The organism is Embleya sp. NPDC055664 (assembly GCF_053618075.1).
Window position 1 is genome coordinate 77,255 of sequence record NZ_JBSHGZ010000039.1, and the last position, 16,331, is coordinate 93,585.

Below are 16,331 nucleotides of genomic sequence, written 5' to 3' on the forward strand. Positions count from 1 at the left end.
AACGGCCCGGCTGCCCCACCGAGCGATCCGGCCATCCGCCCGAGTCGCCCGGCGTACTCGCGCGCCCGGCCCACCGGCCGATCCGGCGCATCGCGCCCCGCGTGGCTCCCGCACGTCCCGGGACACCCCGAGACCCGCGTCCCGTGCCGTCGCGGGTGAGCCGCCGACCCGAGGGGAGTTCGACCCGTATCGCGCGCCCCGTTTCGCGCACTCCGTTTCGCGCATCCCGTCCGCGCCACGACGGTCGGCGCCCGGCCCGTCCGGCGGCACCCCCGTCCACGCTCCTTCCGTCCGTGCTCTTCCAGTCCGAGAGAGAGACCGACATGCGCAGCTCCATACGTAGACGGATCCGCTCCACTCGCACCCCCGTGGCCCTCGCCACCGGGCTCCTCCTCGTGCTGTCCGCGTGCTCGGGCAGCGCGGCGGGGAACGACAAGGGCAAGGCCGCCGACGAGGTGGCCAAGATCGGCCTGCTCACCCCGGCCACCGGCCCCTACGCCGCGGTCGGCGAGGACACCCGCGCCGGCCTCGAGCTGTACCGGGACACACACGGCGGCAAGCTCGGCGGCCTCAAGGCGGACATCGTGGTGCGCGACGAGGGCGCGGGACCGCCGACCGCCGTCCCGGCCGCGACCGAACTGGTCAAGCAGCAGAACGTGTTGGCCATCACCGGCATCGTCAGCGGCGGCAGCGTGGCCGGCGTGTTGCCGATCGCCGCCGCCAACAACACCGCGCTGATGGGCGTGGCCGGTCGCCCCGAGTTCCCCGACCCCAAACTGACCGCGCACGTCTGGTCGTTCAACACCCAGTCCTACGAGGCCGGCGCCGCCGCGGGGCCCTGGGTCAAGGAGCACGTCAACGGCCCGGTCTACGCAATCGGCCCGGACTACCAGGGTGGCTGGGACCAACTCAAGGGCTTCACCGAGTCGTTCACCAAAGCCGGTGGCACACTGGCCAATCCGGACGGCAAAACCACGTTCACCCCGTTCCCCGGCACGCAGAACTTCCTGCCGTACCTGAACAAGATCGCGCAGAGCGGCGCCAAGGCGGTCTACACCTTCTACGCCGGCACCGCGGCGGTCGACTTCGTGAAGCAGTACCGGGCGTCCGAGGCGGCCAAACTCCCGCTGTACGCAAGTGGTCCGCTGACCGAGGGACGCCAACTCGACGCCCAGTCCGACGCCGCCGCCGGCATCACCACGTTCGCCACCTACGGTGCGGATCTGGACAACCCGGCGAACCGCGCCTTCGTCGCCGCGTGGCAGCAGCGCCACCCCGACCGCAGCCCGACGATCTACGCGGTCGCCGCGTGGGACATCGCCCGCTCCCTGGACAGCGCCATCGGCGCGGTCCGCGCGCAGAAGAAGCCGCTCACTCCCGAGGCGGTGAACACCGCCCTGGGCAACGTCGGTCAGATCGACAGCCCGCGCGGCGTGATGCAGCTGAACCCGGCCACCCATTCGCCGGTGCAGCAGTGGTACCGCTTCGAGGTGCGCAACGACGGTCCCAAGCGGGCCAATGTCGCGGTCGAGCAGCTGGCCGTGCTGGGCGGCTGATCCGCCCTCCCTCCCCACCCTCCACCCCACCCACGCGAGGAGCCGGCCTTGTACGCGTTCGCCGAAGCCGACGACATCACCTACCAGTTGGAGACCCTGCAACGCCTGCTCGACCCGACCACCCGAATGGTGCTGGACTCGCTCGACACCCCGACCGGCCAGGAGTGGCTGGAGATCGGGTACGGCCTGGGCAGCATCGCCCGCGAACTCTCCCGCCGGATAGGCCCGTCCGGCGCCGTGCACGCCACCGACCTGGCCGCACGCTCGGTGTCCGCGCCGACGGGTGGCGCGCCCATCCACACCTTCCCGCTCGACCTGCGCACCGACACCCTGCCGCCGCGCCCGTTCCTGGGCATCCACGGCCGGCTGGTGCTACTGCACATACCCGAGCGTCGGGAGATCCTGACCCGCCTGGTCGAGGCCCTGGAGCCGGGCGGCGTACTGGTCCTGGAGGACTGGTTCTGCCCGACCGCGCCGCGCGTGCTGAACTGCGCCGATTCGACCGACGCCAAGATCTTCACCGAGGTGGTCGAGGGCATCCTGGCGGTGCTGCGCAACCGGGGCGCCGACCTGGAATGGGCGGCGTCCACGCACGAGGCGTTCGCCGAGGCGGGGTTGACCGGGATCCGGGCGGTGCGTACCGAACCCGATTGCGCGGGCCCGGGCCCGGCGCACCGCCTGTACGCCTGCAACGCCCGGCAACTTCGGCCCCAGCTCCTTGCGTTGGGTGTGGCCGACGAACTCCTGGACCGCTTCCAGGAGATCGTGCTGCAACCGGACCTGGTCACCACGGGTTGGCGGCTGATCTCCACGGTCGGCACCAAGCCGGGCGAGCACTGACCGTCGACACCGGACCGGCCGACCACCGTGCGCCGGCACCGCGTGCGACCACCCTGCGGCCCGAAGCCGACCGGCTTGGGGCCGCAGGCGTGTGCACGCAGCACTCCGTCACAGGTGGTGGAACGTCGGGTGGGGGTGCATCAGGAAGTCGTGGTGGGAGATGTTCCACGCGTAGGCGCCGGCCATCGCGAACACGACGCGGTCGCCGACCGCCAGTCGGGCGACCGGGCGACGGCGGGCGAACACGTCCTTGGGAGTGCACAGTTGGCCGACCAGGGTGACCTCGGCGGCGGTCGTCCGCGGGCGCGGCCACGGATGCGGCCACGGGTGTGGGCTCTCCAGGACGACGAAGGGCTGGTCGTGTCCCTTGGCCGCGGGGGTGCGCAGGTGGTGGGTGCCGCCGCGGAGCACCGCGAAGGCCGCGCCGTGGCTGTGCTTGAGGTCCAGCACCTCGGTGGCGTACCAACCGCAGTAGGCGGTCAGCGCCCGACCCGGTTCGACGCGCAGGGACAAGTCCGCACGGTCGGCCAGGATTTCGGCCAGACCCGCGCCCAGGCGGGACCAGTCGAAGCGGGCGGTGGGGTCGGTGTAGTCGACCGCCATGCCGCCGCCGACATTGACCTCCGGCAGGGCGATCCGGTGCCGGTCGGCGACCGTTCGGGTCCAGTCGACGATCCGCGCGGCGACGGCGACCTGGGTGTCCGCGTCCAGTCCGCTGGCCAGGTGGGCATGGATCCCACGCACCCGGACCCGGCCCGCGTCCGGACCGCGCAGCAGGTACAGGCACGCCCCGGCGTCGTCCGGGTCCAGGCCGAACGGGGACGGATCGCCGCCCATGGTCAGCGCCGCGCCGCGCAACAGGCCGCCGCCCAGGGGCAGATTGACCCGGAGCAACACATCGACGTCGCGATCGGGCGTATGCCGGGTGGCGAGCACGATCAGGCGGTGCAGTTCGGCCCGGCTCTCCACGTGGATGCGCTCGACGCCCGCCCGCAGCGCGGCGATCAGCTCGGCGTCGGTCTTGCCCGGGCCGCCGAAGGCGATCCGGGCATCGGGCACGTGGGCGCGTACATGGGCGAGTTCACCGCCCGAGGAGACCTCGAAGCCGGTCACCGAACCGTCCAGCGCGGTCAGGATCTCCGGTGCCGGGTTGGCCTTTGCCGCGTAGTACACCTCGACCCGCTCGGGCAGCGCGGCGCGCACCGCCGCCGCGTGTGCCCGCAGCCCGGCCCGGTCGTACAGGTACGCGGGCAGCGCCTCGGGGGCGAGATCGGTGACGTGGGCGCGGATGTGCGGGGGGATCATCGCATGCTCCGGACGGGGGTGCGGGCTGTGCCGTCGGGGGTCGGCCCGACCGGCGGCGCGGGGATGCGGACGTATTCCGCCTCGCGGTCGGCGCGCCGTTCCCAGCGGGCGAGGAGGTTGGCCTTGGCGGGCAGCGGCGCGCCCGCGAGCAGCGCGCGCAGCGGTTCTGGATCGCCGTGTTCGGCGGCGCACTCGGCCAGGACCGCGCGGACCAGTGCCCAGCAGCGGGCCTCCAGGTGCGGATGGATGTCGACCAGCGCGGCGAGCATTTCGGCGATGTTGTTGACCAGCAGGCAGTAGACCACCCGGTCCCAGCCGCGCCGGGCGTCGTAGGTCATCGGCGCGGCCACGGACGGTGGCAGTGCGGCCAGCACGGCGGCGTGCGGCCCGGGGAGCAGCTTGGTCCCCTCCATGTCGCGCATCAGCACCTGCCGGGGCCGACCGCCGGCGTCCACCGCGACCAGGACGTTCTGGAGGTGCGGTTCCAGGACCACGCCGTGCGCGAAGTAGTGGGCCAGCACCGGCGGGACGAGCAGCCGCAGGTAGTCCTCCCACCAGTGCAGCGCCTCGTCGGGCCCGGCGCCGTCGAGCAGTCGGGACAGGTGCGCGGACCCGGTCGGGTACTCGGCGGCGACGGCGGCGGCGAGCAGCGGCGTGGTCCCGGGCCGCAGCCGCGCGTCGATCCCGTCGCGGACGATCACCCCGAAACCCTCGAGGAGTTCGGGGGCGACGTCCGCCGACAGGCTGCGGTAGGCGGGCTCGCCGAGGAGGGTGAAGTCCGGGTAACGCACGGCGGTGCGGCCCGCGATCGGGGCCAGCGCCCGGGTGAGCGCGACGGCGCCGGACAGTTCGTAGGCGGCGTTCTTGCGTACGCAGTTGGTGATGCGCACGTTCAGGCTGAACTTGAGGAACACCCCGGCGCCGGCGAGGGTGCGTACCGACGCGGTCGCGGCGAAGTGCGGGCCGGCCTCGCCCAGGTCGCGGATGTCGCCGCGGAGCAGTGCGGCGCGCAGGCGTGGGTGGCCGGCGAGGAGTTCGTACTGCCACGGGTGTGCGGGCAGCAGGGTGTACCCGGCCGGCACCGGGGCGAACCGGTCCAGGACGGCGGTGTCGGCGGCGGATATGTGTTCCTGGGCGACGAGTTCGCTGCGTACGGCCAGGTGTCGCAGCCGGAACTCGGCGCGGGCCTCGGGGGCGTAGGCGGCCCAGGTGGTCGGGTCGGTGCCGCGTGCCTTGGGGGTGGGGTGGAAGCGGTGTCCGAACAGCAGCGCCTGTTCCGACTCCAGGTAGCGCGACGCGGGCGGCGCGGCGCGGCGGGCCAGCCCGGCGGTCACGCCCGCGTGGCTGGAGGCGAGTTGACCCAGGAACTCGTCGTTGGGCACTCCGGTACGCATGCCCAGTTCGCGGTGCACCCGCCGGCCCAACTCGGACCAGGACACCGCATGCCAGCCGGGCCCGCGTCGTTCGCTCACCGGCCCGGTGAAACGGTGGTCGCCGAGGAGGGAGGTGCGTCGCAGCCGGACCCGCAGTTCGGTACCGGATCGGGCCAGCCACAACCGCAGGTGACCGCCGTCGGGCTCGACCACGCTGTGCCGTTCGGGACCGCAGACCTCCCGGAGCAGACAGTTGAGCAGGGTGTGCGCGACGGCGTCGTCGGCCGAGGGCGGCGCGGGCGGGGCCTGGGCGGCGGGGGCCGCGGTGGTCGTGGGTCGGGCCGACTGCGGCGACATGGGCGACTCCGGCGGTTCTTGGCAGGTGCGAGGTGCGGGATGCGCGATGTGCGGTGCGAGGTGGGCGATGTGCGGTGCGAGGTGTGCGGCTCGGGCCGTGGGGTGGGCGGGCTGCTCCGGCTGTTACGGGGTTTCGGCCGGCCGGCGCAGGTAGTTCGGTCCGGTCGTGTAGTGCTTGTTGATGTCGGCCGCGCCGGAGCGCTCCTTGGTGAGCAGGGTCCCGGCGGTGACCATCGCCTTGATCGGGAGCCGATCCGCGTCGAGGATCCGGCGGCGCAACCACGGATCCGCCATCTCCGCCAGCCGGTCGCGCACCAGGCGCAGCAGTCGGGCGCGTTCGGGGTCCGACAGGGCGAATGCCAGGGCGCCGGCGCACAGATGCACGGTGATGGTGACGAACAGGGCGGCGAGCGGCCCGTCGTCGGGGCTGTAGGTGCGCGGGTCGTCGAAGCCGTCGTGCTCGACCGGGCAGCGGGCCCGGTTGATCCGGGGGCCGTCGTTGTCCTTGAGCAGGAGACGCACGGGTCGGTCGTCGGCGAGTACGAGGGAGAGGTTCTGCGGGTGCGATTCGAGTGCGACGCCGTACCGGAAGAGTGTGGTCTGCCAGTCCAGGAGCAGCGTGAGGTAGGCGTCGAGCAGCGCGAACCGGTCGCCGTCGTACCAGCGTTCGGCGACCCGGTCCAGGACGGACGTGCCGTCGTGTACCCGGGCGAGCAGGGCGGCGACGGGAAGTACGAGGGTGTCGTCGGGCAGGTTCGGGTAGCGGCGCACCAGGACGGCGAGCAGTTCGTGGCCGGCGTGCAGGTGGGTCTGTTCGTCGGCGAGCAACACCCGTTCCCGTAAGCGGGGTTCGTGGTCCAGGACGGCGGCGAGCAGGCGTTGGCCGGCGGCGCCGTCGACGAGGGTGCCGGGTTTGATGGTGCGTCGGTTGCGCATGCCGAGGGTGGCGATCGGCAGCGGGAGCTTGAGGTGTACGCCGGGGTGGTCGAGCACCGCGACGGTGCGCATCGACAGGGTCGGGCGTACGTCCAGGTGGGCCGGCGCGGTGGGCACGGCCGGGTCCGGGAGCCGGTCGAGGGTGAGGGGGTGTACGGGCAACGCGAGCCGGCTGTGTTCCAGGTCGGGGCGGCCGAGTGTGGTGGGGGTGGGCCACCAGTCGGGCAGGGTGCCGGTGAGCGTGGCCGCGTCGTGCGGGAGTAGGGCCCAGCGCAGCCGGAAGGTCGGGTGGTGTTCGGGGGCGTAGCGGCGCAGCGCCGCGTGGTCCAGGCCGGAACGGGCGCGCGGGGTCGGGTGGATGGGGTGGTCGAGGTGTGCGGCGAGGGTGTCCAGGGCCGGGCCGGCGCGCAATCCGGTCCAGGTGCTCGGGTCCGGGCCGTGGTCGGCGGCGAGCCGGGCCCGGACTGCCGGGAGGGCGTCGGCCATGACGCGGCCGGCCCGGGCCGACTGGCGGCACTCCTCGGCGAAGTCGTCGAAGCCGGACCGGTCGCGGGGGTCGGCCAGGTCGCGCAGGGTGGCCAACACGGCGTCGGTGGTGGTCAGTCGAGTGCCGTCGTGTTCGGCGAGCAGGAGCGGTTCGCGGGCCGCGTACTCGCACTGGAAGCCGTCGGGGCGTACGGGGATCAGCCAACTCGCCGCGCCGTGCGGGGCGTTCAGCCGCAACCAGGTGCCGTCGGGCCGGTGCAGGGTCTCGGCGGTGGAGCGCAGTCCGAGGATGTCCTCGCGCAGCACGGCGTCGAGCACGCGTCGCAGTTGTTCGCCGTCGGGGGCGTTCGCCGACGCGCCGCGCGGGGCCGGGTCGGGTGGCGCCGGGTCGGCGACGGCGGGTTCGGTCACGGGGTGATGCCCCACGTGCGGTCGGCGAGGAACGCCTCGGCCGCGTGGTCGACCGCCGACCGGTCGGTACCGATCGTGCGCAGCACGCCGAGGTAGTCCCGGTTGGAGTGGTGCAGTTCGTGTCGTTCGCCGATCGCCCGCAGCGGGTGGTAGTCGGTGCGCACACCCGCGTCGGAGGTGGTGTCCTCGCGGCCCGGAGCGGTGGTGAGCACGCCGGCACGGTCCGCGCACGGCCAGTCGATGCGGGCGTGCCGGTCGGTGTGCGCGCCGAGGTCGGCGGGGAGGTCGTCGCCGAGGTGCACGCGCAGGATGTACTCGAAGAGCGGGATGCCCAGGACGTCGGCGAGCAGCAGGTCGCACTGGTCGCCGATGGCGCGGTAGTTGACCTCGATGATCCGGGGGCGACCGTTCTGGAGCACGAACTCGGTGTGACAGGCCCCGAATCCGACGCCGAGCGCGTCGAGCCGGGCCAGTACGCCGGCGGTGCTCGCGGCAGGCGGGTGCGGGACCAGATCCAGCCGCAGTTCGATGAAGTGTGGTGGCGGTGACAGGTGGGTGTGGAATCCGGCCACGACCCGTGTGCCGTTCCGGTCGCCGAGGGTTTCCAGGGTGTACAGCTCGCCGCTCAGGAACTCCTCGACCACCAGCGCCGCGCCGGGCCGACGGGAGCGGATCTCGGCGCAGCGCGCCAAGAGTTGCCCGTCGTCGGCGACCAGCACCACGTCCTCGCCCGCGACGCCCTCGCGGGGTTTGACCACGCACGGGAACGGCGGGTCGAGCGGGAGCAGTTCCTTCGCGTCCCGCTCCGGCGCCAGTTCGGCGGCCCAGACCGGGTCGACGCCCGTCGCGGCCAGTCGTCGGCGCATGTACGCCTTGTTCTTGGCGTGCAGCGCGGCCCGCCAGTCCTTGGCCGGGAGGTCGAACCAGGCGGCGGCCAGGGCGGTTTGCACCTGGAGGTGGTCGCTGTTGCTGAACACCGCGTCGGGGCGGGGGCCGTCGGCGATCCGGTCGATCACCGCGCGAAAGTCACGGACGTCGCACTCCACGACCTCGACGAAATCCCGGCCGCCGCACACCGCGAGGTGAGCCGGCGCGTACGCGGGGTCGGTGAGCAGGGTGACGTCCAGGCCCAGTCGGTGGGCGGCGGGCAGGAAGCCGTCGGTCACCGAGTCGGTGGGGTTGAGCGCGAGCAGGTACAGCCGCATGCGTGATCGCTCCCCCTCGGACATGTCGACTCGTCGATCCGGACGCCGGGCCCGGGCACGCCCCGCCCTCGGCGAACACACCCGCCGCCGGGCGTCCCGACCCGGACCGGCCGGGGACCCGGACCAACTTAGGCTAGCCATACCTCCTGGCCAAATCCGGCCCTTGCCAAGCCCGTTCGGCTCTGTGTCGGCGCGTCGCGGGTGATCGTGAAACCTACGCGGTTAGGCTAACCTAACTCCGACATCGTCCCGTGTCGTCCACCGGTCGACCCGTGTCCGAGAGGGCGAGTTCCCATCACCACCGAACGTGAACGTCGTGCGCGGCTGTACCGGCCCTTCCACCTCACCGTGGTCCGCAACACCCCGATCACCCGCAACGCGGTCCGGATCACCCTGACCGGCCCACGCCTGGCGAGCTTCGTGCCCGGCGGGCCGGATCAGCGGATCAAGCTGTTCGTCCCGCGCGAGGGTCGACCGGCACCCCGAATCACCCGGGCGGACCTGACCTGGCGCGAGGCGTGGGCGCGGATCCCCGAGGCGGACCGGCCGTACCAGCGCACCTACACCGTGCGCGCGCACCGTTCGGATCCGGTCGAGATCGACATCGACTTCGCGCTGCACACGCCCGGCGGGCCGGCGTCGCGCTGGGCGCGCGCGGCCCGCCCCGGGGACCCGATCGAGGTGCTGGGACCGACCGCCGCCCGCAACGGGGGCTACAGCTTCGAGCCGCCGGCGGGCCGGCGCCTGCTTCTGGTCGGGGACCACGCGGCGCTGCCGGCGATCGGGTCCATCGTCGAGTCGTTGCCGGCCGACGCCGAGGGGAGCGTGTTCGTCGAGGTGACCACCGAGGCGGACCGCCAGCGGTTGGCCGCGCCGCCCGGCGTACGGGTGAATTGGCTGCACCGGGGTGGCGCGCCGGCCGGGGACCACCGCCTCCTGGAGGCGGTCCGCGACGCCCGGCCGCCGACCGAGCACGGCTACGCGTGGCTCGCGGGCGAGGCCGGTCGGGTGCGGGCGCTGCGCCGACACCTCAAGGACGAACGCGGCATGGACCCCCGCGCGATCGCGTTCATGGGCTACTGGCGGGTGGGTCACACCGAGGAGACCGCGCACACCGAACCGGGCACCGCTGCTCCGCGGGTGCAACTCACCCACTGATCGGGCGACTTCGGCACGACGGGTGAGCCCGAGCGGGGGAGACCGGGCCGAGCATCGGCGGGCCGGCCCGGAACGGGACCGGCGCGCCCGGCCACCCCCGGCACCGCGCACCCGGCGGACACGGCGAGCGCCGGCGAGGTCCCGGGCGCGGCGTGCGGCGGCGCCGGTGGAGGGGCGGGCGGCGGCGCCGACCACGGTGCGCGCGCAAAATCCCCCGTCACGACGCGCCGACCGTGCGTCGAGGGCGATCGACTCACCCGGGTCGGCCGGACCGGGTCCGTTCCTCGCGCATCCGGCGGGCGATCACCCGCAGGTCGATCCAGGCGATCACGGCCGTGACGGCGCAGACGATCGCCGCGATCAGCCAGAGGGTGCGCACGTTGTCGGCGACGTCCCCGGCGGCGGCCACGGCGCACGCCGCGCACGCGACCACGAAGAACGGCAGCGCGATCCGGGACATGACCCGACGCGCGGGGAGGTCGCTGCGGGGATGGGCCGCCTCGCTGCCGGGAGGGCGCCTGCTCGAAGCGCGACGTCGCGCGTTCATACCTTTCGCATACCCGACGGCACACCCGATACGCGGTCGCGCGCCCGGGCGTTTGCACAGGTGGGAGCACGGGAGGACGCTGGAAACGTACGTGATCGAGTCCTCCGCGACGCCCGAGGCGAGTGTCGAGCGCGATCCGTACCGAAACGCAGGTGAGATCGATGCGCATGCTTCTCTCCGCACGGATGAACACCGAGGTGGGCAACCAGGCGATCGCGGACGGGTCGCTGGGCAAACGTATCCAGTCCATCGTCGAGCGGGTGAACCCCGAGGCGGCCTACTTCGCCGCGTTCGAGGGCGACCGTACGTGTCTGCTGGTGTTCGACATGCAGGACTCCTCCCAGTTGCCGTCCATCGCCGAACCGTTCTTCGAGATGGGCGCCAAGGTCGCCGTCCGGCCGGTGATGAACCTGGAGGACCTGCGCACGGGCCTGGCGGCCCTCGGCTGACCTCGCCGACACCGCGGGTAGGGTCGGACCCGGTCCGGCCGGGCGAGCCGCGCGACGGGGGCCGCAGGCGAGGGGGCGCACGTGTTTCGAGTGGCCGTGATCGACGACTATCAGGGGCAGGCCGCAGCGCTCGACTGCTGGGGCAAGCTGCCGGACGACACCGAGGCGGTCTTCTTCCCGGACCATGTACGCGACCCCGACACGTTGGTCGAGCGCCTGTCGGGGTTCGACGCGGTGGTGGCGATGCGTGAGCGCACCGCGTTTGCGGCGGAACTGCTCGACCGGCTGCCCGCGTTGCGGCTGCTGATCACCACGGGGATGAACAACGCCGCGATCGATGTCGAGGCGGCGCGTGCCCGGGGCGTCACCGTCTGTGGCACGAGTCTGCTCCCGCATCCGGCGGCGGAGTTGACGTGGGCGCTGATCCTCGAACTGGCCAAGGGCACCGGCGCCGAGGAGACGAGCCTGCGGGCCGGTACCTGGCAACGCGGCGTGGGCGTCGACCTCGCCGGCGCCACGCTCGGCGTGGTCGGTCTGGGCAAGCTGGGCACCCGAGTGGCCCGGGTCGGCGCCGCGTTCGGGATGCGGGTGCTGGCTTGGAGCAGCAACCTCACCGCCGAACAGGGCGCGGCGGTCGGCGTCGAGGTGGTGGCCAAGGAGGAGTTGTTCCGGCGCGCCGACTTCGTCACCGTGCATGTGCGCTACAGCGAGCGGACCAGGTCGCTGGTCGGCGCGGCCGAACTGACTCTGATGCGCCCGACCGCGTATCTGGTCAACACCTCGCGCGCGCCGATCGTGGACCGGGACGCGCTGCTGGCCGCGCTGCACGAGGGCCGGATCGCGGGGGCCGGGCTGGACGTGTATCCCGTGGAGCCGATCCCGGCGGACGACCCGATCCTGGCCGCGCCCAACACCGTGCTCACCCCGCACATCGGGTATGCGACGCGGGGCAACTACGAACTGGCGTACGCCGAGGCGGTCGAGGACGTCGCGGCCTTCCTCGCGGGCGTGCCGGTACGGGAGTTGTAGGTCGTCGGCGTCGGCGGCTTAAGGTCGTGCGCATGCTCATCTGGATCAACGGCCCCTTCGGGGGCGGCAAGACGCAGACGGCGCACGAGCTGCACCGGCGGCTGCCGGGCAGTGTGCTCTGCGACCCGGAGGAGGTCGGTTTCGGGCTGCACCGGATGACGCCGCGGGCGCTGCGCGGCGACTTCCAGGATCTGCCGGCGTGGCGGCAGGGGGTGTACGAGGTGCTGGATCTGACCCTGGCCAGGCATCCGGGGCCGGTGTTGGCGCCGATGACGCTGATCGAGCCGGACTATTTCCGGGAGATCGTCGGCCGGCTGCGCGAACGGGGCCACGACGTACGGCACTTCGCGCTGTTGGCCGAGCGGGGCACGGTGTTGCGGCGGTTGGCCGAGCGCGGCTTCGGGCGGGCGGTGCGCGTGGTGGCGGGCCGGGAGGCGCCGCTGCGGCGGGAGAGCTTCGCGGTCGCCCGGCTCGATCTGTGCCTGGAACGCCTGGCCGGCCCGGAGTTCGCGGAGCACATCCACACCGACCACATCGACACGCCGAGGGTGGCCGACCTGATCGCCGAGTCGACCGGGTTGACCCTGGCGCCCAACACCGACTCCCCCGCACGGGCTCGGGTACGCCGGGCCTGGACGGGGTTGCGGCACATCCGCTTCGTCTAGCGCGTGTCTGCGAACCCCCGTCGGGTCAGATCCACTCCCGCGGCCCGTCGGGCAGGAGGGTGGCGAGGGGGAACGTGGTGGTGTGGTCCGCGGGGCGGGACAGGTGCAGCGCGGCGTGGAACCAGCCCGCGGATTCGCGGCCTTCGGGGTCCTCGGCGGCGGCGATCACCGCGTCCACGGCGTAGCGCTGTTCCCGTTCGCTGGTGAAGCGGCGTTGCGGGAAGGTGTGCGGGCCGAACTTCTCGGTGACCAGGCCGTGGGCGGTGAGTCCGTCGGCGATGGCTCGGTAGGAGCCGGTGCGCAGGACGAACGCGGCCACCCACACGGGTGCCGGGGCGTCGGTCAGGAAGGGGCGGAAGCTGCGCGGGGACAGGAAGCTGGCGCCGCCGGTGACGGTGATCAGGCCGACCGGGCGCGTGGCGGCGAGCAGTTCCGGCGAGGGCGGCGCGACCTCCAGGTTCTCGGCGAACCCGGCGTCGAGCAGGCCGACGGCGCGCGCGTAGGCGATGGCGTTGGCCGCCGCGTCCAGGCCGATCACGGACACCGCGTCGGCGCGGCGGCGGGCGGCGTACCACTCGCGGTCGGCCTCGATCAGCTCGGCGGTGTCCATCGCGACTATGGGCGCGGAGCGGTACCGGTCGTACAACTCGGCGAGGGTCACGTCGTGGTTGAGCAGCGCCGCGTTGATCCCGTACGAGCAACACATGTCCAGGACCGCAACGCCCGCGGCACCTTCAGCCCGGGTGGCGACGAGCCGCCGAAACACGTCCTGCGCATGATGCGGCGTCTGGTAGCCCCACGCCCCGAGCGCCCGAAAGAACCCCCGGGGATCCGGCCGATCATAAATCTCGTCGAACGAGGTCATGGCCCCGGTCTCAACCCCACCACTCACCACACCAACCCCTCTCCTCCCCCAACCCTGCCCACCCCCCAAACCCCCAAAGCCTCCCCGATGGACAAACACGAGCCGGCCACGGGACACGGAGCCACGACCACGAGACGGCCCAGGTGAACGCGGCACGGGGCGCGAGCCGGGCCCGAGCGGACGCGGGTCAAATGCGGGAGAGGCCCGGGTTGGCGCAGGCGGGCACGGGGCGGGCCCGAGCCGGCGCAGGGCAGCTGCGGGACGCCCCGGGTGGGCGCGGGACGGCGCGGGACGGGGCCGAGCGGACGCGGGGCAGGCCCGGGCGGACGCGGAGCGGGCCCGAACCGGCGCGGGACGGGGCCGAGCGGACGCGGGGCAAGTGCGGGCAGGCCCGGGCGGGCGCGGGGCGAGCCCGAAGCGGCGCCGGGCAGGTGCGTGGCAGGCCCGGGCGGGCGCGGGGCGAGCCCGAAGCGGCGCCGGGCAGGTGCGTGGCAGGCCCGGGCGGGCGCGGGGCAAGTGCAGGTGGGCGCGGGGTGGGTGTTGGGGGTGGTGGGTGGGGTTGGGGGCGTTTCGGGGGTTCGTGGGTGGGTGACACTGGTCGGAGGTATCCCGCCGGCGAGGAGATCCGTGAGCACCGACGCGCAGCCGCCCGAGTCCGATCCGTCCAGCAGCACGTCGAGTGATCGTGTGCATCCCGCGCCTGCCGGGTACGCCGTCGCGCCGAGGGTGGGGGAAACCACCCTTGCCCGGGTCGATGGGCTGCGCGTGGCCGCTCGGCGAATCGCCGGCCCGGCGGAGCCGGCCGACCCACCCGATCGGTGCTGGTTCGGCGAGATTCGCGAGACGCCGCTGGGGGCCCGGGCGCTCTTTGGTGACGTGGCCGGCGATCCGCTGTGCGCGCCCGATCTGGCGGCGGAGGTGATCGCCGCGTTCGGTGCGGCCGCCGCCGAGGTGCCCTCGCCGGCCGAGGTCTCCCACCGGATCGCGCTGGCCCTGCGCGAGGACCATGCGCGCGGCCATCGCCCCCTCGTCCGCCTCCTGCTGGTCGAGCGCGCCGGCGGCCCGGCCGGCGACGGCTCGCTGACCCTGGTCAACCGCGGCTATCCGAACCCGCTCCTGGTCGTCGGCCGGCGGGTGCTCGGCCTGGAACCCATCTACGCAACCCCGCCGATCGGCGCGCTGACGCCCGGCACGTTCCGCCCGCCGGAGCTGACCGTCGCGGCGGGCCGGGGCGAGCGGGTGCTGCTGTACACGGACGAACTCGCCGAGGCCGCGGGCGCGGACGGCACGCCCTACCCGTTCGCCGAGCGCACCCCGAGCCACGTGGGCGGCGACTTCGCCGACGCGCTGCACCGCTTGGCGGTCGACATCGAGGCACACTTCGCCCCGGCCTTCCCCGGCGACGCGGCGCTGTTCCTGATCGAACCGGGACCGCTCGGCACCTGACGAGGCCCTACCCCACCGTCCCCCGCATCGGCGTCGGCACCAGCCGCGCCGCGTCGAGCGACCGGCGTGCCGGGCCGCTCCCGTGCACCCCGTACAGCCGGAGCTGAAACATCGCGTCGAAGCGCGCGTCGCCGTCGGCGAGGTCGATCGCGCCCACCTCGGACAACCGGCGCAGCCGATAGCGGAACGTGTTCGGGTGCACATGCACCGCCGCCGCGGCGGCGGTCACGTCGCCGAACGTGTCCAGCCACGCCGCCAACGTCTCGGTGAGATGGGTGTCGTGTTCGGCGTCGTAGGCCCGCAGTCGGGCCACCGGCCCGGCCGGCGCGTCGTCCGTGGCAGCCACCCGGTCGGCCACCTCGACCAGCAGCGACGACACGTACACGTCGCACAGCCTGGCCACCCGCAGCGGGGATCGGCCCGAGCGCAACACGCGCAGCGCACGATCGGCGTCCGCCCGGGACGAGGGCAGGTCGACGGCGCGGGCGGCCACCCGGCCGATGCCCACCACCGCCTCGATCCGACCGCCGATCCGGGCCAGGAACTCCTCGGCCAGCCGTACCGCCCGCGCGTCCGACTCGGTCGGCAGGATCGCGTAGGTGAAGCCGCCGAGCCGGGCCGTCGCGGTCCGCGGATGTACCGCCGCCAGGTGCAGCGCCAGCGCGTCGACGATCCGGTGCTCCTCGGCGGTGCGTTCGGCCGGTGCCGCGTCGCCCACCACCGCGAGCGCGAGCACACACGCCGGCTGGTGCGCCAGGCCGAGTCGGCCCGCCGCGTCCACCGCCGCCGGCCCGCCTTCGAGCACCGTGGCCAACAGGTCGGTGCGCAACCGGCGCTCCACGTCGGCGCCCGCCCGTCGGCGCAGCAGGTGCAGCGCGACCACCTTGGCCGCCTCGATCAGCGACCGCTGCAACTCGGCGGACAGCGGCCCGCGCACCACGACCCAGATCGAGCCCAGGATCTCGTCCCCGGCGCGCACCGCGATGGCCACCCGGGGCATGTCGGAGACGCCCGGCAGGTACACCGGCCCCTCGCTGCGATACAGCGCCTGGAACGCGCCGCGCTCCTCCAGGATCCGCAACCACTCGGCGGGCACCTGGCGGTCCAGGATGGTGGCGATCCGCGGCTCGTCCGCCTCGTCCTGGCGGCTGGAGAAGGCCAGTACGCGCCCGCTGCGGTCCTCCACCGTGACCGGCCCGTCCAGTAGCGCGGCGATCGCGTTGACCAGCGCGAACAGGTCGCCGGAGGGTGCGCCGTCCAGGGTTTCGCCGGTCTGCGAGCTGCCGATCTCGTCCACCGCGAGCAGCGAGCGCAGCAGCGTGGCGACCTGGGACCAGGACGCCCCGGGGGTCAGCGCGAGCACCACCACGCCGGTCCGCGCCACCGCGTCCCGGATCTCCGCGTCCACCGCGAGCGGCCCGCGCACCACGACGGCCGACGCGGCCAGCGCCGCCGCGCGGTGCACCAGGGTGGCGATCGCCGAGGACCCGTAGACCGCGACGCCGAGCACCACCGCACCGGGCGGGTGCGCGGGTTCGTCGCCCGGGTCGTGGATGAGAACGCCGGTGACCTCGCGGTTCGGGTCCGCTTCGCCGGCGGCGACCTCGAACAGGGTCGAGCCGAGGTCGTCGATGATGCGCCCGAGCACGGCGCGCGGACGCGCGGTCATCGCGGGTCCGTCGAGGCGTCGGCGGGCACGGCGG

The 16,331-nt window shown here is 73.6% G+C and carries 14 protein-coding genes; 7 read left to right on the forward strand and 7 right to left on the reverse strand.

What is annotated here, in order from left to right; translation table 11 throughout:
- Positions 1–323: 323 nt before the first annotated feature.
- Both ACWGR4_RS39950 and ACWGR4_RS39955 read left to right on the forward strand, forming a co-directional pair.
- Complete coding sequence (locus ACWGR4_RS39950; RefSeq protein WP_380007034.1) at positions 324–1,556, forward strand: ABC transporter substrate-binding protein; 1,233 nt, start codon at positions 324–326, stop codon at positions 1,554–1,556.
- 48 nt (positions 1,557–1,604) lie between these two features.
- Complete coding sequence (locus ACWGR4_RS39955) at positions 1,605–2,396, forward strand: class I SAM-dependent methyltransferase (protein ID WP_380007037.1); 792 nt, start codon at positions 1,605–1,607, stop codon at positions 2,394–2,396.
- Positions 2,397–2,504: 108 nt separating this feature from the next.
- On the opposite strand, the gene ACWGR4_RS39960 is transcribed toward ACWGR4_RS39955, so the two are convergent.
- The 4 genes from ACWGR4_RS39960 to ACWGR4_RS39975 all read right to left on the reverse strand — a co-directional run bounded on the left by ACWGR4_RS39960 (position 2,505) and on the right by ACWGR4_RS39975 (position 8,469).
- Positions 2,505–3,701, reverse strand: a complete 1,197-nt coding sequence (locus ACWGR4_RS39960; protein ID WP_452131154.1) for a type III PLP-dependent enzyme — start codon at positions 3,699–3,701, stop codon at positions 2,505–2,507.
- Entirely contained in the window at positions 3,698–5,431 is a 1,734-nt protein-coding gene (locus tag ACWGR4_RS39965; RefSeq protein ID WP_452131155.1) for an IucA/IucC family protein, read from the reverse strand. The genes ACWGR4_RS39960 and ACWGR4_RS39965 overlap by 4 nt, the downstream gene beginning before the upstream one ends.
- 123 nt (positions 5,432–5,554) lie before the next feature.
- Positions 5,555–7,264, reverse strand: a complete 1,710-nt coding sequence (locus ACWGR4_RS39970) for an IucA/IucC family protein (RefSeq protein WP_452131156.1) — start codon at positions 7,262–7,264, stop codon at positions 5,555–5,557.
- The gene (locus ACWGR4_RS39975) at positions 7,261–8,469 is read right to left on the reverse strand and encodes an ATP-grasp domain-containing protein (RefSeq protein WP_452131169.1); all 1,209 of its coding nucleotides are present in this window, start codon (positions 8,467–8,469) and stop codon (positions 7,261–7,263) included. Before ACWGR4_RS39975 ends, ACWGR4_RS39970 begins: the two co-directional genes overlap by 4 nt.
- Before the next feature lie 348 nt (positions 8,470–8,817).
- On the opposite strand from ACWGR4_RS39975, the gene ACWGR4_RS39980 reads away from it, so the two are divergent.
- A complete protein-coding gene (locus ACWGR4_RS39980) occupies positions 8,818–9,627 on the forward strand; it encodes a siderophore-interacting protein (protein ID WP_452131157.1) in 810 nt (269 codons plus the stop codon).
- 253 nt (positions 9,628–9,880) lie between these two features.
- Here ACWGR4_RS39980 and ACWGR4_RS39985 read toward each other — a convergent pair whose 3' ends face one another.
- Complete coding sequence (locus ACWGR4_RS39985) at positions 9,881–10,087, reverse strand: hypothetical protein (protein WP_452131158.1); 207 nt, start codon at positions 10,085–10,087, stop codon at positions 9,881–9,883.
- Positions 10,088–10,335: 248 nt separating this feature from the next.
- On the opposite strand from ACWGR4_RS39985, the gene ACWGR4_RS39990 reads away from it, so the two are divergent.
- The 3 genes from ACWGR4_RS39990 (at position 10,336) to ACWGR4_RS40000 (ending at position 12,317) form a co-directional block, all read left to right on the forward strand.
- A complete protein-coding gene (locus ACWGR4_RS39990; protein ID WP_380007059.1) occupies positions 10,336–10,623 on the forward strand; it encodes a hypothetical protein in 288 nt (95 codons plus the stop codon).
- Positions 10,624–10,704: 81 nt separating this feature from the next.
- Positions 10,705–11,652, forward strand: coding sequence for a D-2-hydroxyacid dehydrogenase family protein (locus ACWGR4_RS39995; RefSeq protein WP_452131159.1), 948 nt, complete (start codon positions 10,705–10,707; stop codon positions 11,650–11,652).
- Between the two features lie 32 nt (positions 11,653–11,684).
- Complete coding sequence (locus tag ACWGR4_RS40000; RefSeq protein WP_380007065.1) at positions 11,685–12,317, forward strand: AAA family ATPase; 633 nt, start codon at positions 11,685–11,687, stop codon at positions 12,315–12,317.
- A 25-nt stretch (positions 12,318–12,342) separates the two neighbouring features.
- Here the strand turns inward: ACWGR4_RS40000 and ACWGR4_RS40005 are convergent, their stop codons facing one another.
- Entirely contained in the window at positions 12,343–13,182 is an 840-nt protein-coding gene (locus ACWGR4_RS40005) for a hypothetical protein (RefSeq protein ID WP_452131160.1), read from the reverse strand.
- Positions 13,183–13,809: 627 nt separating this feature from the next.
- Between ACWGR4_RS40005 and ACWGR4_RS40010 the strand changes: the two genes are divergently transcribed.
- Positions 13,810–14,628 carry a SpoIIE family protein phosphatase gene (locus ACWGR4_RS40010; protein WP_452131161.1) on the forward strand — a complete coding sequence of 273 codons (819 nt, stop codon included), beginning with the start codon at positions 13,810–13,812 and terminating at the stop codon, positions 14,626–14,628.
- A gap of 7 nt (positions 14,629–14,635) precedes the next feature.
- Here the strand turns inward: ACWGR4_RS40010 and ACWGR4_RS40015 are convergent, their stop codons facing one another.
- Positions 14,636–16,297 carry a PucR family transcriptional regulator gene (locus ACWGR4_RS40015; RefSeq protein ID WP_380007074.1) on the reverse strand — a complete coding sequence of 554 codons (1,662 nt, stop codon included), beginning with the start codon at positions 16,295–16,297 and terminating at the stop codon, positions 14,636–14,638.
- Positions 16,298–16,331 lie beyond the last annotated feature (34 nt).